The organism is Alcanivorax sp. IL2, from assembly GCF_047495475.1.
Lineage (GTDB): Bacteria > Pseudomonadota > Gammaproteobacteria > Pseudomonadales > Alcanivoracaceae > Alcanivorax.
The window spans coordinates 848,831-870,445 of sequence record NZ_CP179932.1 but is presented as its reverse complement, the minus strand read 5'-3'; the positions used below and the strand labels follow the sequence as shown (position 1 = coordinate 870,445).

Annotated in this window: 21 protein-coding genes; 9 read left to right on the top strand and 12 right to left on the bottom strand. The window is 59.9% G+C overall.

Features of this window, described 5'->3' with window-relative positions; all coding sequences use genetic code 11:
• Positions 1 to 28 precede the first annotated feature (28 nt).
• From creC to ACMG4N_RS04055, 3 genes are all read right to left on the bottom strand, one after another.
• Complete coding sequence (gene creC / locus ACMG4N_RS04065; protein WP_272974786.1) at positions 29 to 1,438, bottom strand: two-component system sensor histidine kinase CreC; 1,410 nt, start codon at positions 1,436 to 1,438, stop codon at positions 29 to 31.
• A gap of 6 nt (positions 1,439 to 1,444) precedes the next feature.
• Positions 1,445 to 2,107: a two-component system response regulator CreB gene (gene creB / locus ACMG4N_RS04060; RefSeq protein ID WP_272974785.1), complete on the bottom strand. Its 663-nt coding sequence runs from the start codon at positions 2,105 to 2,107 to the stop codon at positions 1,445 to 1,447.
• A gap of 87 nt (positions 2,108 to 2,194) precedes the next feature.
• The gene (locus tag ACMG4N_RS04055) at positions 2,195 to 2,638 is read right to left on the bottom strand and encodes a GAF domain-containing protein (protein WP_277672510.1); all 444 of its coding nucleotides are present in this window, start codon (positions 2,636 to 2,638) and stop codon (positions 2,195 to 2,197) included.
• A 120-nt stretch (positions 2,639 to 2,758) separates the two neighbouring features.
• Here ACMG4N_RS04055 and ACMG4N_RS04050 point away from each other — a divergent pair, with 120 nt between their 5' ends.
• The 4 genes from ACMG4N_RS04050 to ACMG4N_RS04035 all read left to right on the top strand — a co-directional run bounded on the left by ACMG4N_RS04050 (position 2,759) and on the right by ACMG4N_RS04035 (position 6,185).
• A complete protein-coding gene (locus ACMG4N_RS04050) occupies positions 2,759 to 3,376 on the top strand; it encodes a TetR/AcrR family transcriptional regulator (protein ID WP_277672511.1) in 618 nt (205 codons plus the stop codon).
• Positions 3,377 to 3,469: 93 nt separating this feature from the next.
• A complete protein-coding gene (locus ACMG4N_RS04045) occupies positions 3,470 to 4,435 on the top strand; it encodes an NAD(P)H-dependent flavin oxidoreductase (RefSeq protein WP_414432943.1) in 966 nt (321 codons plus the stop codon).
• A 12-nt stretch (positions 4,436 to 4,447) separates the two neighbouring features.
• Complete coding sequence (locus tag ACMG4N_RS04040; protein ID WP_414432942.1) at positions 4,448 to 4,831, top strand: nuclear transport factor 2 family protein; 384 nt, start codon at positions 4,448 to 4,450, stop codon at positions 4,829 to 4,831.
• Positions 4,832 to 5,015: 184 nt separating this feature from the next.
• Positions 5,016 to 6,185 carry a YheT family hydrolase gene (locus ACMG4N_RS04035; protein ID WP_414432941.1) on the top strand — a complete coding sequence of 390 codons (1,170 nt, stop codon included), beginning with the start codon at positions 5,016 to 5,018 and terminating at the stop codon, positions 6,183 to 6,185.
• A gap of 212 nt (positions 6,186 to 6,397) precedes the next feature.
• Here ACMG4N_RS04035 and ACMG4N_RS04030 read toward each other — a convergent pair whose 3' ends face one another.
• From ACMG4N_RS04030 to glnK, 3 genes are all read right to left on the bottom strand, one after another.
• Complete coding sequence (locus ACMG4N_RS04030) at positions 6,398 to 7,597, bottom strand: class I SAM-dependent rRNA methyltransferase (RefSeq protein WP_272980087.1); 1,200 nt, start codon at positions 7,595 to 7,597, stop codon at positions 6,398 to 6,400.
• Positions 7,598 to 7,780: 183 nt separating this feature from the next.
• Positions 7,781 to 9,040, bottom strand: a complete 1,260-nt coding sequence (locus tag ACMG4N_RS04025) for an ammonium transporter (RefSeq protein WP_297764773.1) — start codon at positions 9,038 to 9,040, stop codon at positions 7,781 to 7,783.
• A 72-nt stretch (positions 9,041 to 9,112) separates the two neighbouring features.
• On the bottom strand, positions 9,113 to 9,451 hold the full coding sequence (gene glnK, locus ACMG4N_RS04020) for a P-II family nitrogen regulator (RefSeq protein ID WP_008930504.1): 339 nt from the start codon (positions 9,449 to 9,451) through the stop codon (positions 9,113 to 9,115).
• Between the two features lie 371 nt (positions 9,452 to 9,822).
• On the opposite strand from glnK, the gene ACMG4N_RS04015 reads away from it, so the two are divergent.
• Positions 9,823 to 10,071, top strand: a complete 249-nt coding sequence (locus ACMG4N_RS04015; RefSeq protein ID WP_297764770.1) for an accessory factor UbiK family protein — start codon at positions 9,823 to 9,825, stop codon at positions 10,069 to 10,071.
• Between the two features lie 204 nt (positions 10,072 to 10,275).
• Positions 10,276 to 11,766 (top strand): YifB family Mg chelatase-like AAA ATPase, encoded by a 1,491-nt coding sequence (locus ACMG4N_RS04010; RefSeq protein ID WP_414432940.1) that lies wholly within the window; start codon positions 10,276 to 10,278, stop codon positions 11,764 to 11,766.
• Between the two features lie 645 nt (positions 11,767 to 12,411).
• Here the strand turns inward: ACMG4N_RS04010 and ACMG4N_RS04005 are convergent.
• The 3 genes from ACMG4N_RS04005 to ACMG4N_RS03995 all read right to left on the bottom strand — a co-directional run bounded on the left by ACMG4N_RS04005 (position 12,412) and on the right by ACMG4N_RS03995 (position 14,948).
• Positions 12,412 to 13,608 (bottom strand): acyl-CoA dehydrogenase family protein, encoded by a 1,197-nt coding sequence (locus tag ACMG4N_RS04005; RefSeq protein ID WP_414432939.1) that lies wholly within the window; start codon positions 13,606 to 13,608, stop codon positions 12,412 to 12,414.
• A gap of 19 nt (positions 13,609 to 13,627) precedes the next feature.
• Positions 13,628 to 14,383 (bottom strand): SDR family NAD(P)-dependent oxidoreductase, encoded by a 756-nt coding sequence (locus ACMG4N_RS04000; protein WP_414432938.1) that lies wholly within the window; start codon positions 14,381 to 14,383, stop codon positions 13,628 to 13,630.
• A gap of 73 nt (positions 14,384 to 14,456) precedes the next feature.
• Positions 14,457 to 14,948, bottom strand: coding sequence for an NUDIX hydrolase (locus tag ACMG4N_RS03995; RefSeq protein WP_414432937.1), 492 nt, complete (start codon positions 14,946 to 14,948; stop codon positions 14,457 to 14,459).
• 69 nt (positions 14,949 to 15,017) lie between these two features.
• On the opposite strand from ACMG4N_RS03995, the gene ACMG4N_RS03990 reads away from it, so the two are divergent.
• Entirely contained in the window at positions 15,018 to 15,671 is a 654-nt protein-coding gene (locus tag ACMG4N_RS03990) for a hypothetical protein (protein WP_297764757.1), read from the top strand.
• On the opposite strand, the gene ACMG4N_RS03985 is transcribed toward ACMG4N_RS03990, so the two are convergent.
• Positions 15,656 to 16,684, bottom strand: a complete 1,029-nt coding sequence (locus ACMG4N_RS03985) for an AraC family transcriptional regulator (protein WP_297764754.1) — start codon at positions 16,682 to 16,684, stop codon at positions 15,656 to 15,658. The two genes, ACMG4N_RS03990 and ACMG4N_RS03985, sit on opposite strands and share 16 nt — an antisense overlap.
• Before the next feature lie 133 nt (positions 16,685 to 16,817).
• On the opposite strand from ACMG4N_RS03985, the gene ACMG4N_RS03980 reads away from it, so the two are divergent.
• Positions 16,818 to 17,882 carry a fatty acid desaturase family protein gene (locus tag ACMG4N_RS03980; RefSeq protein ID WP_297764751.1) on the top strand — a complete coding sequence of 355 codons (1,065 nt, stop codon included), beginning with the start codon at positions 16,818 to 16,820 and terminating at the stop codon, positions 17,880 to 17,882.
• Between the two features lie 368 nt (positions 17,883 to 18,250).
• Here the strand turns inward: ACMG4N_RS03980 and ACMG4N_RS03975 are convergent, their stop codons facing one another.
• On the bottom strand, positions 18,251 to 18,940 hold the full coding sequence (locus ACMG4N_RS03975; protein WP_414433300.1) for a pseudouridine synthase: 690 nt from the start codon (positions 18,938 to 18,940) through the stop codon (positions 18,251 to 18,253).
• Positions 18,941 to 19,056: 116 nt separating this feature from the next.
• Between ACMG4N_RS03975 and rep the strand changes: the two genes are divergently transcribed.
• Positions 19,057 to 21,078 (top strand): DNA helicase Rep, encoded by a 2,022-nt coding sequence (gene rep, locus ACMG4N_RS03970; RefSeq protein ID WP_414432936.1) that lies wholly within the window; start codon positions 19,057 to 19,059, stop codon positions 21,076 to 21,078.
• 188 nt (positions 21,079 to 21,266) lie between these two features.
• Here the strand turns inward: rep and ACMG4N_RS03965 are convergent, their stop codons facing one another.
• Positions 21,267 to 21,614: a c-type cytochrome gene (locus ACMG4N_RS03965; protein ID WP_297764746.1), complete on the bottom strand. Its 348-nt coding sequence runs from the start codon at positions 21,612 to 21,614 to the stop codon at positions 21,267 to 21,269.
• Position 21,615: the final 1 nt, after the last annotated feature.

Sequence of the window (21,615 nt, the reverse complement as noted above, 5' to 3'; positions counted from 1 at the left end):
CCAAACCTGACTGACCCTAGGAGCGTTTTCAGTTCTGGGGGATTGTCAGGGTGGCGCGCACGCCGTTGTTGGTGTTGGTCAGTATCAGGCTGCCGCCGTGCAGGCTGGCGATTTCGGCCACCATGGTCAGGCCGAGGCCGGAGCTCTTGTCGTGGCCTGGGGCAGGCAAGGAATAGAAGCGTTCGGTGACGCGGTCCAGGGCGTAGTCGGGGATGGCCGGGCCGATGTTTTCCACGGTCAGGCTATCTCCTTCCACTTGTACTGTAAGGGTGGTTTCTGCGTTGGCAAAGCGCAGGGCGTTATCCAGCAGGTTGAACAGGGCCAGCTTGAGAGTTTCCGCTTCTGCCTGGAGTACACCGTCATTCACGCTGACCTCCAGATGTTTTTCTGCCAGCAAGGAATAACGGCTGCTCTGCCAGTCTTCGACCAGCGCCGAAATAGTCACGCGACTCTTGCGGGCGGGCAGGCTTTCCAGCTTTTCCAGTTTTGCCATGGCCAACAGCCGATCCAGCAGATCGCTGAGTCGCTGGCTTTCGTGGATCACGTTGTCGGTGAAACGCGTCAGTGATGGGTCGCTGATTTCATCGTGGAGAATTTCCCCAGCACCACGAATGGCCGCCAGCGGGCTTTTCATTTCATGGGTCAGCAGGCTCACGTTATCTTCCAGCCGCGCCCGCTCTTCCAGGCGACGACGCATGGCGGTAACCGCATCCGCCAGATCACGGATTTCATCGTTACCGCGAAACACCGGTGGTGCCGGGCGTTCGTTGTTGGCCACCGCCTCCGCATAACGGCGCAAGCGATTGACCCGACGGCTTAGCCACCAGGCAAGCAGCACACCCAACACCAGACAACCGAACAGGGCCAAACCGCCATACAGCATCAGATGACGCTCTGCCTGTTGCACAAAAGGCTCGATGGCCCGGCCCGGTTTGCCCAGGCTGATCACCCCGACCAGGCTGCCGCCATCACGGATCGGCGCGGCCACATACATCACCGAGGTGGATGGGTCCTCAGGGTCCGTACGGGTGGTGCGCGCTCCGTAGCGCCCCTGCAGGGTCAGGTGCACATCGTTCCAGCGGGAAAAGTCCTCGCCTTCATCTTTTCCTCTGGAGTCGAACAGCACCACACCGGTGGGGCCGGTGATGTAGATATGGGTATGAATGCGATCTTTTTTCAGACCCCAGATATCCGCATCCGGGGTACGGCCGGCGTAACGATTGAGCGCCTGGCGCAGGGACGGGGTAATCACGATCTGGCCGTTAGCGGCATCCTCGGCAACGATTTCCGCCAGCAGGTTGGCCGCGTCCACCAGGGTTTCTTCGGCGGACTGGCGCACCAGCGGCTTGGCCTGGCCGAACACCAGGTCCAGCACGAACCAGCCCACCAGCCCGAGAATCAGGAAGTAGAACACCAGTAAGCGCTGCCCGAGTTTCATCTGCGTTTAACTCTCCAGGTAGTAGCCGATGCCGCGCCGGGTGGCGATAAGACTCTCACCGTCCAGTGGCCGTAATTTTGCGCGCAGGGTTTTGATATGGGTGTCCACACTGCGCTCGAAGCTGTCTTCATCGCTGTCGCAGATATCCAGTAACTGCGCGCGGGTGAATACTTGCCCGGGATGTTTTAGCAGGGCAGACAGAATCCGAAATTCCGAACGGGTCAGCGTCAGTGAGGTGCCACGAAACAGAATACGCGCACCGGCCTCGTCCAGCTGCCACAGACTGGTGTTGCTGTCATCCGCGCGAGGGGAAAGCCGTTTCAGGATGGCGCGAATGCGCGCCACCACTTCACGGGGGCTGAAGGGCTTGGTCACGTAATCGTCGCCGCCCAGTTCCAGTCCGAGGATACGATCCACTTCATCCTGGCGGGCGGTGAGAAACAATACCGGTACCTGGCTGGTTTGTCGTAGCTGCTTGAGCACCTCGAAACCACTCAAGTCTGGCAGGCCCACGTCCAACACCACCAGATCGAAGGCCTGAGCGGCCAGACAATCCAGCGCCTGCTGGCCAAGCGGCACATGGTCCACCGCGAAATGCTCGCGCTCCAGCGCAAACATCAATGGCTCCGCGATGCGTGGTTCATCATCCACAATCAAGATTCGACTCACAGCCACCCCCTCCCAAGACCATCGCATCATAACCACAGAGGACAGTCAGCCCAAGGAAAGGGCACATGGATCATCACAATGACTTAATCAGGAGGCCTGTCGGACGGCCAGTTTCAATGCTTCCAGCAGATCCTTGCCGGCACTGTGCAACTCCCTTATATCCTTCAGGAAAAAGGTCTTCTTCGCTTCCGTCTGCACCACCAACACCCCGTAGAGCCGACCGTCCTGTTCCAGGGGAATACCCAGATAACTCTGAAAGCGCTCCTCATCGGAGCCGGGTACATAGTGATATTCAGCGTGGGCCTTGATGTCACGGGCCACCACCGGCCCTCGACTGCGGGCCACCTTGCCAGTAAGCCCCTGCTGGAAAGAGAGCATGGCGCCCCGCGCTTTCTGGTTGAGGCCACTGGTGGCAACTATCACCAGAATTTCCCGGATCTCATCCGCCTGGTAGAGACTACATACCGGCACATCCAGACGGTTCTTTACCGCATCCACGCGGGCCTGCATAAAATCCGGAGGTAACGACACAAGCGCCCCTTGTATGGCATTGGGAGTTCTCCGTTATCCATTCAATTTGTGTGCCGGTTTCGGTTGCAGGGCGCAGTTCGTTTACACTGTAAGCCCAAACCCCGGCACCGGAGCTACAGCTTGGCGAAGAAGCCCAAAACCGACGAGGAAATTGCCGCTTTCCGCGACAAGGTCTGTGATGTGGCCACCCGGCTGTTTATCGAGCGGGGGCCGCAGAATGTGACCATGCGTCAGATCGCCAGCACCCTCGGGGTCAGCCCGATGACCCCCTACCGCTACTTCCAGGACAAGGACGAGATCCTTGCCACCGTGCGCGCAGAAGCCTTTCATCGCTTTTCCGCCAACCTGGAACAGGCGGTGCAGCAGGCCCCGGATGCCCGCGCCAAGGCCCGGGCGGTGGGCGATGCCTATGTGGCCTTTGCCAAGACCTATCCGGCGGCCTATCAGCTGATTTTCTCTTTCACCCAACCCGACGAAGAGCGTTACCCGGAGCTGCGTCAGGCCAATCTCCGTGCCCAGGAAACCATGGTGGCCTATGTGCGCGAAATGATTGACGCCGGCCTGCTGGAAGGGGACGCCCAGCTGATCGGCTATATGTTCTGGGCCACCCTGCACGGCATCGTGGTACTGGAACTGGCCAGCGGCCTGCGCGGCATGGATGGCGATACCCTGCGCGAGAAGATCATGCGCACCCTGTATGCGGGTATGCGCGTTAACCCTCCCACCCTGGACCACTGACCGGTTCGCTCACCGGCACGGACAGGCGGGACTTGACCTTTATTATATACAATGTAAATTTTACAGGGTAAATCAACTATTGGAGGACCCATCATGTCCCTGCCCGCTTCCATTGCTGACCGCCTGCGCCTGCCCGTGATGGGCTCACCCCTTTTCATTATTTCCAACCCGGATCTGGTGCTAGCCCAGTGCAAGGCCGGCATCATCGGCTCCTTTCCTTCCCTGAATGCCCGCCCTTTATCGCAACTGGACGAGTGGCTGCATCGCATTACCGAGGAACTGGCCGCCTGGGACCGGGACCACCCGGAGCAACCCGCCGCCCCCTTTGCGGTCAACCAGATCGTGCACCGCTCCAACGACCGCCTGGAGAAAGATCTGGAGCTGTGTGAGAAATACAAGGTGCCGATGGTGATCACCTCACTGGGCGCCCGCGTCGAAGTGAACCAGGCAGTGCACGGCTGGGGCGGCCTGGTGATGCATGATGTGATCAATGACCGCTTCGGCCGCAAGGCCGTCGAGAAAGGGGCTGACGGCCTCATCGCGGTTGCCGCCGGCGCCGGTGGCCATGCCGGCACCCAGTCCCCCTTTGCCCTGATTCAGGAACTGCGCACCTGGTTTGATGGCCCGCTGGCCCTGTCCGGCTCCATCGCCAATGGCCGCAGCGTGCTGGCCGCCCAGGCCATGGGCGCCGATCTGGCCTATATCGGTTCCATGTTCATTGCCACCGAAGAAGCCAATGCGGCCCAGGGCTACAAGCAGATGATCGTGGACAGCCGTGCGGACGATATCGTCTACAGCAACCTGTTCACCGGGGTGCATGGCAACTACCTGGCCCCCTCCATCATCAACGCGGGCATGGACCCCAACGACCTGCCGGAAAGCGACCCCTCTGCGATGAACTTCGGCTCTGGCGGCGATTCCGACAAGAAAGCCTGGAAAGATATCTGGGGCTGCGGCCAAGGCATTGGTGCAGTGGACGCCATCCAGAGTGCCGGCGACGCCATCGCCAGGCTGACGGAAGAATATGAACAGGCCCGCCGCGCACTGAATGCAGCCTGAAGGAGGTCATCCATGGCGAATATTGATGCCTGGCACGCAGTGGTGAAAACCCGCGATCCGCAATTACTCAGCGATCTGATTGCCGACGAAGCCGTGTTCCACTCTCCGTTGGTGCATACCCCGCAAACCGGCAAGGCACTGACCACCGCCTACCTCACCGCGGCACTGCACGTACTGCTCAACGACAGCTTTCGTTATGTGCGCGAAGTGCATGACGGGGATCATTCCGTTCTTGAATTTGCCGTCGAGCTGGACGGCATCGCCGTCAATGGCGTGGACATGATCCAGTGGGATAAGGACGGAAAGATCGTCGACTTCAAAGTGATGATCCGCCCCTACAAGGCCATTGAAGTGGTACGGACCCGCATGGCAGCCATGCTGGAAAAACTGAAATAGCGGCCTCTTTCGCGCCAGAACAGCCACTCCCACAAACGCCCAATCGAATCACTGTGGGAGCGGCCGTTTGCTATGCCCTGCGGGTGCGGCCGCGATTATCCGGCTTCGCAGTGGCCGGTCCGCCCATTGACGATTCACCGGAAACCCGGCACGTTCACTTCCTACCGCAAGGAGCGCCGTACCCGTGACTCTCTTCATCGTCTTTCTGTTAGCCAGCCTTGCCGTGGCGTACTACCTGAAAACGGCCGCGCGCAAGCCGCAACTGGTCTACCGGAATACCGGCTTTAACCGGGACATGCTGGCTCGGCTACCGCAGTTGTCACAACGGTTTTTCCCCACGCCCTGGCTGTTCAACACGCACCTGCAATTAATATTGCTGGGATTGAAAAAAGCCTTCTCCCCGCCACTGGCTTATTCCCACACCGACATTCTCACCATGCGCGACGGCGGCACCACCTCGCTGGATTGGGTTGGCCTGGATGCCCCCACCGACACCCCCACCTTGCTGGTCCTGCATACCATTACCGGTTCACCGAAAAGCATGCGCGGCCTGGTAAGGGACCTTCATCAGCAAACGGGCTGGCGGGTGGTGGTCTGCACCCGGCGCGGCCACGGCGACCTGCCATTGACCGCACCGCGCATCAACACCATGGGCGACACCGATGACTTGCGCGAACAGCTCACTGTCATTCAGCAACGCTATCCGCAGTCCCCCTTGTATGCCGTAGGCATCTCGGCGGGTTCCGGGCTACTGGTCCGCTACCTGGGTGAAGAAGGGGAAAGCGCTCCGTTTCGCGGCGCCATGGCCTATTGTCCCGGCTACAACATCGAGGTGGCCTTCCGCCGGGCCCGACAACCCTACAACCGCATGATGGCCCGCAAACTGGCGCGCACCTTTGTCACCGCCAATGCCGAGACCTTCAGCAAACTGCAAAGCTATAACGCCTGCGCCAGCGCCCCGGATCTGCACGCCTTCCATGCCAACCTCCATGAAATGGCCGGTTACCCCAGCCACGCCGATTTCCTGCAAGCCAGCAATCCCATGGTGGTCATGAAGCGGATCAGCATCCCATTGCTGGTGCTGAACGCGGAAGACGATCCGGTGTGTGTGATCGGCAATGTGCGCGAATATGAATCGTTGGTGCGCGAGTTGCCGCGAACCCTGCTGGTAGTTACCCGCAGGGGCAGTCACTGCGCCTATTTTGAAGGCTGGCGACCGCGAAGCTGGGCCAACCGGTTAATCGCGGATTTTTTGATGAATCTGGAGAAGAATCCCGGCCTGACATCGGTGATGTCGAGGAGTCAGGCCGGGGCCTCTTTTGGGCGTACACACCCGCGGCATTTCAAGACGTAGGGTGCACTGAGCCTAAGGCGAACTGCACCATCAAACGCCGGATCGGTGCAGTTCGCCCTAGGCTCAGTGCACCCTACGCAATCTGCGGCGGTCAGGGATTCAGAGTTACGGTTTGGTCATCTGGAAGGGTGACCCCGGGGCAAGCCGCCTGACGCCTTACCCGGGAGCCGGTCGCTTCCGCTCACGCAATCTGCGATGAATCTGTTTCCAGACTACAGGGAAAAGTTGATCCGACAGAACCAGCTTTTCAGGTAAGAGGTTTCGGCAATGGCCGGGTGCACCGGATGGTCCGGCCCCTGCCCTTGATAACCGATCACCTGCACACTGCGGTCAATGTGTCGGGCGCTGCTGTGGATCACGTCCAGCAAGCGGTCCGCCGGCATATGCATGGAGCAGGACGCAGAGATCAGGTACCCCCCCGGCTTGATCAGACGCAGGGCCAGTTCGTTGATGGCGTGATAACCGGCCAGGCCGTTCTTGAAATCCTTTTTGCGCTTCACGAACGCCGGCGGATCCAGCACCACCAGATCATACTTTTCGCCATCGGCAATCAGCTGTTTCATGGCGGCAAAGGCATCGCCCTGGATGCTGCCCACCTTGTCCGCGACCCCGTTCAGCTCCGCATTGCGGTGCACATAGTCGGTGGCGGTTTCCGAGGCATCCACGCAGGTGACCGATTCCGCTCCGGCCAGTGCTGCCTGCACCCCCCAACCACCGCAATAGGAAAACACATCCAGCACCCGCGCCCCTTTTGCCAGTGGCACCATGGCCTGGCGGGCACTGCGGTGATCGTAGAACCAGCCTGTTTTCTGCCCTTCCGCCAGCGGCGCCACAAAGCGGGCGCCGTTCTCGGTGAGTGACACCTCGTCGACCAGGTCGCCTTTCAGCGCCTTGGTATAGCGCTCCATACCCTCGATTTCCCGAGCCGCCGCTTCGTTCTTGGCAATGATATGGGTCGGGTTGAGCACCGCATCCAGAGCACTGACGATGGTGTCCAGGTGCGCTTCCATGGCCCCGGAGCCGGTCTGTACCACCAGCACATCAGCAAAACGGTCCACCACCAGGCCGGGAAGGCCGTCGGCTTCGCCGAAGATCAACCGGTAGCTGGGTTCATCGAACAGGGTCTCGCGCAGGGCCAGCGCCTGCTCGATGCGTTTCTTGAAGAAACTGCGCGACAGCTCCTGCTTTACGTCACGGCTGTAAAGACGAGCCGCAATCAGCGAGTGGGGGCTGAGCAGAGCCCGACCCAGCGGCTTGCCACGGCTGTCTTCCACCACGCAGGCAACACCAACGGGCAAGTCCCGCAGCGGCGTTTGACGGGTATCGATCTCGTTGGCGTAGACCCACAGGTGGCCGGCCTTGAGGCGGCGTTCTTCGTTCTTACGCAGGCGGATAACAGTGGTTTCGCTCATGGTGCTCACAGAGGGCTGGCGGGAAAGGCGGCATGATAGCACAGGGCAAAGGCGCTACTGATCCCCCAAAAGGAACGAGCCGACAGAAGCGAGTATCGAAAATTAAAATCTTCTCGCTTTTTTTAAAACAAAAAAAGGGCGCCCGAAGGCGCCCTGTCATTTCAAGGAAATCGTTGTGAAGGATTAACCTTTCACGAATTCCGGGTAGGCTTCCATGCCGCAGTCGGCGATGTCCATGCCTTCGTACTCGTCTTCTTCGGAAACCCGGATGCCCATGACGGCTTTCAGGATGCCCCAGACGATCAGGCTGGCTACGAATACCCATACGAAGATGGTGATCGCGCCGATGATCTGGCCGGAGAAGGAAGCATCACCGTTGGTAACCGGCACCAGCAGCAGACCCAGCAGACCAACCACACCGTGTACAGAGATGGCACCGACCGGATCGTCGATTTTCATCTTGTCCAGGGTCAGGATGCTGAACACTACCAGCACACCACCAGCGGCACCGAACAGAGTCGCCAACAGCGGGGTCGGAGTGGACGGCTCGGCAGTGATCGCCACCAGACCGGCAAGGGCACCGTTAAGCAGCATGGTCAGATCGGCCTTGCCGAACAGGATGCGGCCAACGATCAGGGCAGCAACAGCACCACCAGCGGCAGCAGCATTGGTGTTCAGGAACACCATGGCGACAGAGTGCGCGCTTGCAGCATCACCCAGCTTCAGTACAGAGCCGCCGTTGAAACCGAACCAGCCCATCCACAGGATGAAGGTACCCAGGGTAGCCAGCGGCAGGTTGGCACCGGGGATAGCGTGCACTTCACCGTTCGGACCGTACTTGCCTTTACGAGCACCCAGCAGCAACACACCAGCCAGAGCAGCAGCAGCACCAGCCATGTGAACGATGCCGGAACCAGCAAAGTCAGAGAAGCCCAGGTCGCCCAGGTTATACATGCCAAACACGTCGGCACCACCCCAGGTCCAGGAACCTTCCAGCGGGTAGATCACACCGGTCATGAATACCGCGAAGACCAGGAAGGCCCACAGCTTCATACGCTCGGCAACCGCACCGGAGACGATGGACATGGCGGTAGCCACGAACACCACCTGGAAGAAGAAGTCAGACGCACCAGAGTAGACGGAGTCACCATCGAATCCGTTCTCGGTAGATGCGCTCAGCACACCGGCCAGATCGAAGGCGTCGATACCGTCCAGGAAGATGCCGCCGCCGTACATGATGGCGTAACCACACACCAGGTACATGATGCAGCTAATGGCAAACAGCGCCACGTTTTTGGTGAGAATCTCGGTGGTGTTTTTCGCACGCACCAGGCCGGCTTCCAGCATGGCAAAGCCGGCAGCCATCCACATTACCAATGCGCCACACACCAGAAAATAAAAGGTGTCCATGGCGTACTGAAGTTCAAAAATTTGATTTTCCACAATGCAACCCTCCGAAAATGGAAGCGTGTTCTCTAAAACCCTGGCATGGGTCGATTTACAACACGGTAAAACTTAAATCGCGTCCTCGCCGGTCTCGCCGGTACGGATACGAATCGCTTGCTCCAGGGAGGTGACAAAGATCTTGCCGTCACCAATCTTGCCGGTATTGGCAGCTTTCGCGATGGCTTCAATCACCTGATCCAGGGAGGACTCGGCGATGGCCACCTCGATTTTTACCTTGGGCAGAAAATCCACCACGTACTCGGCACCCCGGTACAGCTCGGTGTGACCTTTCTGGCGTCCAAAGCCTTTCACCTCGGTAACGGTGATGCCTTGCACGCCGATCTCGGAGAGTGCTTCACGCACGTCATCCAATTTGAACGGCTTAATTACGGCAGTAACCAGTTTCATTTCATTCTCCTCAGCTTTCACCGCGTCCGGTGTCGTCCGTTTCACTTCGAGCCCCGTTATGGTTCCCGATCCACAGTTTGCTCGAACGCTCTGACCCAATAAGTGCACGACCCATGCCAGGTTTAGAAAATCATGCATTTTCAGTGGGTTATATCCCGATCCCGATTCAGGAAACGAGTTCGGCGCGCCATTATAGCGCACCACCTTGGGGCGGGTTCCAACTTGGTGCAGAGCTGCTGCCCTGCACCGCCGGTGCCGCGCCAGCGGACACCGTGCTACCATCCGTCCACCAATACAAGCACCGCCGCCACAGACCGCATTCCCGGCGGCCCGGGCCAGCCACTGCCCCTGGTCCCCGATGGAGATTCAAGATGCCTGATCAACCCTTTATCGACCGCCTGATGGCCGACATCAGCGGGCGCCTGCCCACCGATCTGGGCGGCCTGCGCAACGAAGTGGAGCGCAATGTGCGCAGCGTACTGGCGGAAGCCGTCAGCCGCCTGGATCTGATCACCCGGGAAGAGTTCGATATTCAGCAGCAGGTACTGATGCGCACCCGGGAAAAGCTGGAAGCGCTGGAGAAGCAGGTGGCGGAGATGGAGAAGACGACGGACGCCTGACGCCCGGTATTCTCCCGTAGGAGCTATGCTTGCCCCCCAGGGGATCTACGACATGCGAACCTGCTCGCGATTGCCGTTGTTCGCCATGCAAGCATAGCTCCTACGAAAGTCCGATTTCCTACATCTGCAGCCGCCAACCTCGCACACGTACCAACACCGCCTCCCCGTACACTGCCTCGCAACCCCTGAATTCTGCGAGGAAACGTGACGCACGCATTGCTCTACAGCCGGGCACCGCTGGGCATTCAGGCCCGGGAAGTGCGGGTGGAAACCCACCTGGCACCGGGCTTGCCCGCCTTCACCATCGTCGGCATGGGTGACACCGCGGTGCGGGAAAGCCGGGACCGGGTGCGCTCGGCACTGGTCAACAGCGGCTTCGAGTTCCCCCAGCGACGCATCACCGTCAGCCTGGCACCGGCGGATCTGCCCAAAGATGGCGGTCGGTTTGACCTGCCCATTGCCCTGGGCATCCTGCTCGCCAGTGGCCAGCTCGGAAAGCTGGACAGCAACCAATACGAATTTATCGGTGAGTTGGCATTAAATGGCGCCCTGAGCCCGGTGCCCGGCATGCTGCCCTGCGCCCTGGCCTGCCAGCCTACCGGCCGCACCCTGATCGTTCCCCGCGACAACGCGGATGAAGCCGCGCTGGCCGGAGCCACCACCGTGGCCGGTGACCAGCTCGCCCAGGTGGCAGCCCATTTGGTGGGCCAGTCTCCGCTACCGTTCCATGATCACCCGGCACCGCAAACCATCACCCATGAGGGCGGCTGCCTCTCCGAAATCCGCGGCCAGGCCGCCGCCAAACGGGTGCTGGAGATTGCCGCGGCCGGCGGCCATTCCCTGCTACTCAGCGGCCCGCCTGGCGCTGGCAAAAGCATGCTGGCTTCACGCCTGCCCGGGCTGGTTCCGCCGCTGCATCCGAAACAGGCGCTGGAAGTGGCAGCCATTCATTCCCTGAAACAGCCGCGCCCGGCCCACCAGTTCCACCAACGCCCCTATCGGGCGCCCCACCATACCGCCTCAGCCACCGCCCTGGTTGGCGGCGGTAGCCACCCGCGCCCGGGAGAGATTTCCCTGGCGCATAACGGCATCCTGTTTCTCGATGAATTACCGGAGTTCGACCGGCGAGTACTGGAGGTATTACGCGAACCGCTGGAGACCGGCGAGGTGAGCATCGCCCGGGCCGCCCAGCAGCTGACCTTCCCGGCCCGCTTTCAGTTGATCGCGGCCATGAACCCTTGCCCCTGCGGTTACCTGGGCGACCCGGAGAAGGGCTGCGGCTATCGGTGCGACAAGGCCAAGCGCTACCAGAGCAAACTGTCCGGCCCGTTGCTGGACCGCATCGATCTGCATCTGGACGTGCCCGCAGTAGAGGCGCAGGAACTGCTCGGTGATCGTCAGGGAGAAACCAGCGACACCGTCCGCGCTCGGGTCCGCGAGGCCTGGCAACAGCAATGGCAGCGCCAGCGACGCCTGAATCGGGAACTGGGCAGCGACGACTTGGAGCCACTGTTACGCCCCCACCGGGACTGGCTGGCCAGCGTCATGACCCGCATGGGACTGTCCGCCCGTGCCCTGCATCGCAGTGCCCGGGTGGCACGCACCATTGCCGATCTGGCCGGTGCTGACACCGTCGACCGCGACCACCTGCGCGAAGCCCTGAGCTATCGGCAAACGGTAGCTGACACCCGCTAACCCTGCTCAGATTTCCTGCGGTCTCTTCACGGCTAATCAGCCGGCGATCAATATCGCCACCAGCACAGCCAGTAGTGACAATGGCACGATAATGAGTGCGCTCTTGAGGAGTTTCTCCACATAGAGGTGTCTAGTGTAATAATCCAGCATGATGTATTTCCCCACAACCCGTTGAAATGGCAACCGCGCCACTACCCCCGTAGAAAGGCGCTTTTCTTTTTATCGTCACTCAGCCCCCAGCCCACAGTCAGACAGCGCTCGACCTGCGGCTGAGCACCCTAGCTGTCAATTGGCACAACCAGAGGGACAAACGTGACTCATGTCACGTCAATTTTTTTGCAGCCTATCACAGTTATGAAAAAACAAGCATTGCCAGATTGACATTATCTGACAGCCGACATTGACCTAAGGTGACAGACGTGGGGCGCCGATACGGCAGTCAGGGAAGGAACGCAGTGTGTCGACAGCCCCGCGACGCGGAGCCGATGGCGCGGAGACATAGCGACTCAGCCACGACAAGCAATTGTTTTAAAATGGATTTACTGGCAGTGAACGGCTATCGACGAGATATCCCTTGCCGCCTCGCCCGCAGGGCGGTGCGCGACGGCAAGGGCTGGACGACAGGATTGTCGCTAGCAGACGACATTAACCCCATTGAAAGAAATCACGTTTCTCTTTCAGGTAGAACCGCGACAACACCATCTTGTGCACCTCGCTGGCACCGTCCACCAAACGCGCCTGGCGGGCGTAGCGGTAGATCCATTCCAGCAGGGTGTCCTTGGAATAACCACGGGCACCGCACAGCTGGATCGCGGTATCAGCGGCCTTGTGCAGGGTATCGGCCACGTGGATCTTGGCCATGGAAATTTCCTTCTTGGCAAAGTCCCCCTGATCCAGCTTCCAGGCAGCCTGCATGGTGAGCAGACGTCCCACCTCAATATCCTTGGCCACGTCACCCAGCATCCACTGCACGCCTTCGTGCTCGGCAAGCGTGGTGCCGAAGCTCATGCGGTTTTCCACATAACCGGCTGCCTCTTCCATGCAACGTTTGGCCAGACCCAGCCAGCGCATACAGTGCGTCAGGCGAGCGGTGCCAAGACGGATCTGAGTGACCTTCAGACCATCGCCCACTTCCAACAGACGGTTCTCATCGGGAATCACCAGGCCATCGAACTTCAGTTCGCAGTGACCACCATGTTCTTCCGGGCCCATGATCGGGATACGGCGCACCACTTCCCAGCCGGGCTGGTCCGCATCAAACAGGAAGGCAGTGAGTCCCTTGCGCGGGTCGTCACTGGTCTTGGCGATCAGAATAAACGTTTGCGCACCTTCTGCCCCGGTGATGAACCACTTGCGGCCCTTGATGATCCAGTTGTCACCGTCCCTGGTGGCGGAGGTATAGGTCAGAGACGGGTCGGAGCCACAGCCACCATCGGGCTCGGTCATGGCAAAGGCGGAACGTACCTTGCCGTCGATCATCGGTTGCAACCAGCGTTCTTTCTGCTCGTCGTTGAGGATCTTGTTGAGCAGGATCATGGTGCCGTCATCCGGCGGCGCACAGTTGAACACCACCGGGCCGAACGGACTGCGAGCGGCTTCTTCGTAGAGCACTGCCATACCGGCCACGCCCACATCCAGACCACCGCGTTCCTTGGGCAACTGAAAGCCCCACAGTCCTGCGGCTTTCGCTTTTTCTCGCAGGCTATCGACCACGCTTTCCTTGAAATTTTCGTGATCGTCGTAATTGGCCTTGTCGTTTTCCAGCGGCATGATTTCCGCTTCCACAAAGGCGGCCACTTGCTGGCGCAGGCTTTCCAGCTCCGGGCTCAGGGAGAAATCCATGGTCTGTCCTCGATCTAGGTTAGAGAGTATTACAGAGGTGACCGCCATCCACGGCGATCACCGAACCGGTCATGTAGGACGACGCATCGGACGCCAGCAGCATCAGCGGGCCAACCAGTTCATCGATCTGCCCGAGGCGGCGATAGGGAATGCGCTTGAGCATTTTTTCAGCCAGCGGACTGTTGAAGAAATCCCGATTGATATCGGTTTCCACATAGCCCGGGCAGATGGCATTACAGCGAATGTTGTAACGGGCAAAGTCCAGCGCCAGGGATTTGGTGAGCTGCACCACCGCCGCTTTGGAGGCCGTGTAAGGTGCCACCCGGCCTCCGACACGCAGACCGAGAATGGAAGCGATATTGATCAGGCTGCCCGGGCGCCCGTCGCGCCGCCATTGCTGGATGGCAAACTTTGACACCGCCCAGACTCCCTTCAGGTTGGTATCCACCACCGCGTCCCAGTCTTCCTCGCCGAGCTCGTCGGTGGGGCCTTCGTGGGACACACCGGCATTGTTGACCACCACATCCACCGCCGGCATATCGGCAAAGGCCGCTTCCACACTGGCGTGGTCACTCACATCCATCGGCACCACGGTGGCCTCACGGCCCAGAGCCCTTACCGCTTCGGCAGTGGCTTCCAGTTTTTCCACTCGGCGGGCCGCCAGCACCACGTCGGCTCCCTCTTCGGCCAGGGCAATGGCGAAGTGGGCACCAAAGCCACTGGACGCGCCGGTGATCAAAATGCGTTTACCGGCCACACTGAATCGTTGGGACATAACTTCCTCATCGTTCTCTGCATCAGTGAGAGAAGCTACCCAGCCAGCACGACGGCCACAAGGACGAAAACGCTCAGGAGGAAGATGACAACAGCAAGGAAAGTGCGTGACGGGTATCAGGAGTGGCATCGGGCAATAGCAGCGCGTCCCGGACCGGCAACCATTCAATGGCGACCACTTCATCGCTGAGCGATACCGCCTGCGGACACACCACCACAGATGCCAACGCGCCCCAGACCTGGTGATGGGGATTGGAGAAGAAGAACCATTGCCAACGGGAAAACTGGCGTTGCACGCCCACCTCCTCGAACAGTTCCCGTGACAGGTTTTCGCCCACGGTTTCATTGGGGCGCATGACACCACCGGCAGCCAGATCCCAGCCACCGGGGTAAAAATGTTTGTCGGCAGCACGCAGTTGCACACAAACCCGCCCGGCCAGATCACGCACCACCACGTAGGAGGCACGATGGATCAGCCGCTGACGCTGCATACGGCCACGCTGACAGCTGCCCTTGGGGTAGTTGTCCTGGCTGACCAGCAGTACAGGTTCAGAATTCCCTTTCATTGTGTTTTCATTCTTTCTTCGTCTAGGGCGTTAAACTCTGACAATACTGTAAGGTGAGGCAATTCCGGAATGTTCGAAAATATAAGATTTCAGTTTGAAACCTTTGACTGGGGAGGCGTATCCGGAATATCTGACATCCTGATGGTTGTTCTGACCATCGTTCTGCTCCTTGGACTGAGGCAGGGCTCACATAATATCCGTGAAGCCTCTCTCTCCCGCGATGCCGATATTCTTCGTTGGGCCATGGCGGAAATGGATACCCTCAAACCCTTGATACGTACTGTTACAGATGCACACCAGCGGCAACCCTACAACGAACAGAGCCGTGAAGAAAGCTGGCTTCCAGCGGAACTGGATGCCGCCCACCAAGTCAGCATCAAACTGCAACGTATCGGCTACATGGCTTGGAACAACCTGATATCACGCCAGCACTTCATGAACCTATGGGGGCCGATGTATCTTTGCTGCTGGTACGCTCTGGAACCATGGGTTATCGAAAAACGGCGCAAACTGGAAGAGCCAGATAGCATTGAAGACGGAGCCTTTTCCCGCCACTTCTTTGAAATATACGCACTCTATTGCGAAGCTTGGCTACCGCTGGGCTTAGTCAATAATGAACGCTCAAGGCTCGGGCTAGCGGTTATTGACAGTATTGATCAGCACCATAAACGCCAGCACAAGGCGTTGAAGCAAAAAAACGGTGGCTATTACGGCTGGAAATGACTGGGCGGGTGACCGGTCCATTTGCGGAAAGCGCGGGCGAAGTTGCTGGGGTCGGCGTAACCCAGTTTCGAGGCCACCTGCTGCACGGTGATATTGGCCTGCAGATACGCCATGGCCTTGGTCATGCGCACCTCTTCCAGCAGGGAGCGATAGCTCACTCCCAGGGCATTGAGATAACGGCGCAGGGTGCGGGAGGTAACGTGGAAGTTGCACGCCAGCTGCTCCAGGCTGGGCAGCATGCCCTCTGCCTGCATCAACCGGGCGCGCACGCGGCTGGCCCAGTCCTGATCCGCTTCCAGCCGTTGCAGTTCTTCCTCACATTTCTGTGCGGCCATCTGCCGGGACGCCGGATCGGAGAGGGTAAAGCGCTCACTGAGCAGGGCCTTGGGTAGCCGCAGCGCCGCCACCTCGGCACCAAACTCCACCGGCATGGCCAGCAGTTCCCGGTAACGATCCGCATGGGCCGGGGCGGCATAGGGCAACTCCAGCACCACCCCCTGGAAACGGTCGCCCAGCAGATAACGAATCCCGCCTACCACGGCAGCTACCACCACTTCCAGGTAGGTTTCACGGATATCGCCCAGCGGCACACTTTCCACCAGGCAGAAACGCACGCCTTCCTGTGAGGGTTCGATACGGGGAACACACAGGCGGGTACGGGTCCGGAAGTAGCGCTCCAGCAGCCTCAGGGCATCGCCCAGGTCGGCACTGCTGATGGCGGCATAGCCGAGCAGGCCATGGGCGGTGAGGGTCAATTGCTGGCCCAGCGCTAATCCCAGGGCCGGATCGCCGGTCATTTCACGGGCGCCCACCATGACCCGGCGGAACTGCTCGAAGCGCAGGGCCGGTTCCGGGTTATAGACCTCATCCTCGCTCAGCCCCACCTGAGAAAGCAGCCGACGAGTATCCACGCCAACCTCGGCGATCAGTTCCACCAGATTGCGCACATAGTTGACGGGGACCGGGGAACGACCCGTACCTGGGTCCAGCTGTATAAAGCGCTCATGATTCATAGGTCTACTATACGCTAATTTTACACCTGTCCGAAAATGACTGCTTTCTGTCCAGCCCTGCACTTCGCCCAAGCACAACTGTTCACCAGAATGCCTGCATCCGAATTCCCCGGCCCGACAGCCAAGGACAACCATGACCATGCAAGAACCTGCTTACAGCCGCCATTTCGGCGCTAATGACGCCCGCGCCATCCGCGATGCAGTGAAAAAGGATCTGGGCCCGGCCACTTTCAAGGCCCGCCCCCTGCGCGCCCTGTGGTTTATTCCCATGAGCGCCGTGATCATCGGCAGCATCGCCGCCATCCTGCTGTTGAGTCTGCCCTGGTGGGGCAACCTGCTACTGGGCATCCTCGCCGGCCACACCCTGGCCTGCCAGGCCCTGCTGGCCCACGAAGTGCTTCACGGCGCGCTGGGCATGAGTCGTCGCATGCAGGATTTTCTCGGCTGGGTCGGCTTTGGCCCGGCCCTGATCGCCCCGGAATTCTGGCGCCGCTGGCACAATGTGGCCCACCACGCCAACACCAATCTGGGCGACAAGGACCCGGATTCCTTCGGCACCCTGTACCGCTACGAGAAACACCCGCAGACCGCCAATTTTACCAAGCTGGCCCCCGGCGGGCGCACCTGGTACAGCTTTTTGTTCCTGTTTTATTCCTTCATGTTCCACGGCCAGCTGGTACTGCGCATGCAGACCCGCAAGCGTGAGGAGTTCAAAGGGTTCAACCGCAAGAAAGCGATCCGCCAGTCCTACCTGTGCATGGCGGCATGGATCACACTGGCCATCGTATCCGGCCCACTGGCGATCTTCACCGTGCTGATCCCGATGATGATCATCAACTTCATCGGCCAGAGCTACATTCTCACCAACCACATGCTGCGCCCGCAGATGGACAACAACCATCCGGTGGACAATTCAATGAGCGTGCGCGCCTGGCGCTGGATTGATCCGCTGCACTTCCATTTCAGCCATCATGTAGAGCACCATCTGTTCCCGAAGATGGGTTCCGACCAGGCCCCGAAAGTACGTGCCTGGCTGCAGCAGGAAATGCCTGAGCGTTACGTGTGCCCCAGCCATGTCAAAGCAGTGGCCATGCTCTACAAGACACCGCGTGTTTATCAGGATGCCAACACCCTGGTCGATCCCCTTAACCGGGAACGGACCGTGGATGTGATGGAGCTGCAGGGGCAGTTGAACTAAGCGGGTTCCCGTGGGATCTGCTGCAGAAACGGAGTGCAGCGGAGTAACGCAACTGGTTCCGTGCGGCCCGAAGGGTAAGCGAAGGGAATCACATCGCTAGCGGCGCGACCATTAGCGTAAAAATGCAACTCACACGGCCAAAACGAAGCCGCTGTAGGAGTTCCTCTTGAGGGACGAATCCGAGCCTAGGCGAGGAAACGGACTATGCTGATACCGCCAGATCACTCTGACGACGTCGCTCTCTTCTGATTGCCCGCGGGTGATTTCCACGCTGACGCGTGGTTCGTCCCTCAAGAGGAACTCCTACAGCGGCTTCGCTTTAAACGTCGCTGGTGATCGCGCCGCCAGCGACGCTCCTATGGAAAACCTTACAGACTGTGAATCTCTTCCTCGCTCAGGGCCCGGAACTCCCCCGGCGCCAGCGCCGCATCCAGCGCGATCTCGCCGATCTGCTCCCGATGCAGGGCCACCACCTTGTTGCCCCGCGCCGCCAGCATCCGTTTGACCTGATGGTAACGCCCTTCATGGATCGTCAGCAGCAACTGGTGCGTATTCACCCGTTCCGCCCTTGCCGGCAACGTCGGGGCGTCTTCGCCACGTAGCAGAATGCCGTCGCACAAGGCCTGCAGATCCGCATCGCTGATCGGGTCGGCGCAGCTCACCCGGTAGCGTTTGTCGCACTGGTGATTCGGCGAGGTGAGCCGGTGGGACCACTGGCCATCCGTGGTCAACAGCACCAGGCCGGTGGTGTCCCGGTCCAGGCGGCCGGCCGGGTGCAGGTCCTGGCGCAGCGCCACAGGCAGCAGGTCCAGTACGGTGCGATGCTCCGGGTCATCGGTGGAACACACCACCCCCGCCGGTTTGTGCAGCATCAGGTAACGGTGGCCCGGCAATTGCACCGGTTCGCCGTGCAGCCAGACGCCCTGCCCGTCCTGCAGCTGCAGGTTGGCTTTGGGGCGCGCTTCGCCCTCCACGGTGACCGCACCGCGGCTGATCAGCTGTTTGGCCTCCTTGCGGGTCAGGCCGGCACTGTGGGCGAGAAAATAGTCCAGACGCATGGGCAAAACCGTTACCGGGAAAACCGCCATGATAACCGACATAAGGTGTCTGGAGTGCAGGGCCATCGCTGGTATCATAGCGGCCCGATTTCACCCCCCAGATTTTCCGGAGCCCTATGAGTAAGCTCAACCCCCGCCAGCAGGAAGCCGTGCATTACGCCGATGGCCCGTTGCTGGTACTGGCCGGGGCGGGTTCCGGGAAGACCAGCGTGATCACCCGCAAGATCGCCTGGCTGATCCAGGAACGGGGCATGTCGGCCCGGCATATTGCCGCGGTGACCTTTACCAACAAGGCTGCCCGGGAAATGAAGGAGCGGGTGCAGTCGCTGGTGAGCCGGGACCTGACCCGGGGGCTGATTGTCTCCACCTTCCACAACCTGGGCCTGCGCATTCTCAAGTCAGAGCTGAAAGCCTGTGGCCTGCGCAACGGCTTCTCCATTCTCGATGGCGCCGACAGCAAGGAGATCCTCAAGGAGATCCTGCGCCAGGGGGAATCGGAACGGGACCTGGACGCGGTGGATGTAATCCACAAGCGCATTTCCGACTGGAAGAACGCGCTGGTGCTGCCGGAGGAAGCGGTGAGCACTGCCGAAACCGACGAGGACCTGCGCGCCGCCATGGCCTACGGCGGCTACGACCGCATGTTGCGGGTCTGCAACGCGGTGGATTTCGATGACCTGATCCTGATGCCGGCGCGCATGTTCCGCGAACAGCCGCGCATTCTGGAAAAGTGGCGCAACCGCATCCAGTACCTGCTGGTGGACGAATACCAGGACACCAACGGCGCCCAGTACGAAATGGTGAAAATGCTCACCCTGCCGGAAGGCAAGTTCACCGTGGTGGGCGATGACGACCAGTCCATCTACGCCTGGCGCGGCGCCCGCCCGGAAAACCTGGCGCAACTGCAGCAGGACTGGCCCACGCTGAAAGTGGTCAAGCTGGAGCAGAATTACCGCTCCACCGGGCGCATCCTGAAAGCTGCCAATACGGTGATCGCCAACAACCCCCACGAATTTGAAAAGAGCCTGTGGTCCGACTACGGCTACGGCGAGCCGATTCGCTTTTCCGCCCTGCGCGATGAAGAAGCAGAAACCGAATGGATCGCCAGCGATATCTTTCATCGCCGCCTGCAGCATGGTCTGAAGTGGAAAGACTTTGCGGTGCTGTATCGCGGCAATTTCCAGTCACGCATTCTGGAAATGAAACTGCAGAGCCTGTCGATTCCCTACAAGGTGTCCGGCGGCAAAAGTTTCTTCTCGCGCAGCGAGATCAAAGACCTGATGTGCTACCTGCGCCTGCTGGTGAACCCGGACGACGACAACGCCTTCCTGCGCATCATCAACACTCCGCGCCGGGAGATTGGCCCGGCCACCCTGGAGAAACTGGCTACCTGGGCGTTAAAGCGGGAACAGGGGCTTTACCATGTCTGTGACGACATCGCCCTCAGCGAAGTCATGAACCCCAAGGCCGCCGAGAAGCTGCAGAAGTTCAAGGCCTGGCTGGATGCCAAACGCCAGTTCTGCTTCGGCCACAACAGCCTGCAAGCGGTGCAGGAACTGATCCGCGACATGGACTATGAAGGCTGGCTAATGCAAAACGCCTCCAGCCCGCGCATCGGTGAAAAGAATATCGAAAATATCTGGCAGCTGGTGCGTAGCATCGAACGCATGCTGGAAAAACAGGAAGACGAAGAAGACGGCGCCAGCGATCTGGAAGCGGTGATCAAGAAACTGGTGCTGCTGGACATGCTCGAACAGCAACAGGAAGAGGATGATTCCGACCGGGTACAACTGATGACACTGCACGCCTCCAAGGGGCTGGAATTTCCCCACGTCTACATGATGGGCGTTGAAGAAGAATTCCTACCCCATCGCACCAGCATTGAAGAAGATAACATCGTCGAGGAACGCCGCCTGATGTACGTGGGCATCACCCGCGCCCGGGAAACCCTGGCCATGACCCAGGCACTGACCCGCAAACAGTACGGCGAGAAAATCGACACCACCGCCAGCCGCTTCGTGGACGAAATGCCGCAGGACGATATCGACTTTCTGGGTATCGGCATGATTAAAGACGAGGCAAAGGAAACCGCGGTGGCAGAGGCCAGCATTGCCAATCTTCGGGCGTTGCTGGATTGAACCTTACCCCCTTCCGTAGGAGCGTCGCTGGCGGCGCGATAATAGCCAAGGGCATTCTGCCCCAAGCTGCCTCGCTACGCTCGGTTCGCCCCTCAAGAGGGACTCCTGCAGCGGCGGCGTAGAAAGCATGAAGGTGTTTTCAAGATACGGGCTATCGCTCCGCCAGCGCCGCTCCTACAGGAAGGGGATTACTTGGCGCCGCTCAGCTGCAGCATGTAGATGACAGTGTTGCGGATTTCGTCGTCGCTGCAGTCGAAGCAGCCTCCACGAGGGGGCATGGAGTTGATGCCGGCGATGGCTTCCTGGACCAGGGTGTCGAAACCTTCTTCCTCGATTTCGTGGGACCAGTAAAGGCGGTGTTCCTTGCCGACACGGGGAGCGCCCAGGGCGCCGGAACCGTGGCAGGTAACACAGTATTGGCGATACAACTGCGCCCCGTCACGCGTCTGCGAAGCATCCGCAGTGGCCGGAGCGCTATCGTCGGAACAGGCTGCCAGCCACAGGGCCGACAGCAGAATTCCCAGAGGTCGCAGCAAG

Coding starts and splice junctions, on each gene's coding strand:
- creC (WP_272974786.1), bottom strand. CDS start 1,438: ATGAAACTCGGGCAGCGCTTACTGGTGTTCTACTTCCTGATTCTCGGG.
- ACMG4N_RS04045 (WP_414432943.1), top strand. CDS start 3,470: ATGTCCCTGCCCGCTTCCATTGCTGACCGCCTGCGCCTGCCCGTGATG.
- ACMG4N_RS04040 (WP_414432942.1), top strand. CDS start 4,448: ATGGCGAATATTGATGCCTGGCACGCAGTGGTGAAAACCCGCGATCCG.
- ACMG4N_RS04030 (WP_272980087.1), bottom strand. CDS start 7,597: ATGAGCGAAACCACTGTTATCCGCCTGCGTAAGAACGAAGAACGCCGC.
- glnK (WP_008930504.1), bottom strand. CDS start 9,451: ATGAAACTGGTTACTGCCGTAATTAAGCCGTTCAAATTGGATGACGTG.
- ACMG4N_RS04015 (WP_297764770.1), top strand. CDS start 9,823: ATGCCTGATCAACCCTTTATCGACCGCCTGATGGCCGACATCAGCGGG.
- ACMG4N_RS04005 (WP_414432939.1), bottom strand. CDS start 13,608: ATGGATTTCTCCCTGAGCCCGGAGCTGGAAAGCCTGCGCCAGCAAGTG.
- ACMG4N_RS04000 (WP_414432938.1), bottom strand. CDS start 14,383: ATGTCCCAACGATTCAGTGTGGCCGGTAAACGCATTTTGATCACCGGC.
- ACMG4N_RS03995 (WP_414432937.1), bottom strand. CDS start 14,948: ATGAAAGGGAATTCTGAACCTGTACTGCTGGTCAGCCAGGACAACTAC.
- ACMG4N_RS03990 (WP_297764757.1), top strand. CDS start 15,018: ATGTTCGAAAATATAAGATTTCAGTTTGAAACCTTTGACTGGGGAGGC.
- ACMG4N_RS03985 (WP_297764754.1), bottom strand. CDS start 16,684: ATGAATCATGAGCGCTTTATACAGCTGGACCCAGGTACGGGTCGTTCC.
- ACMG4N_RS03980 (WP_297764751.1), top strand. CDS start 16,818: ATGACCATGCAAGAACCTGCTTACAGCCGCCATTTCGGCGCTAATGAC.
- ACMG4N_RS03975 (WP_414433300.1), bottom strand. CDS start 18,940: ATGCGTCTGGACTATTTTCTCGCCCACAGTGCCGGCCTGACCCGCAAG.
- rep (WP_414432936.1), top strand. CDS start 19,057: ATGAGTAAGCTCAACCCCCGCCAGCAGGAAGCCGTGCATTACGCCGAT.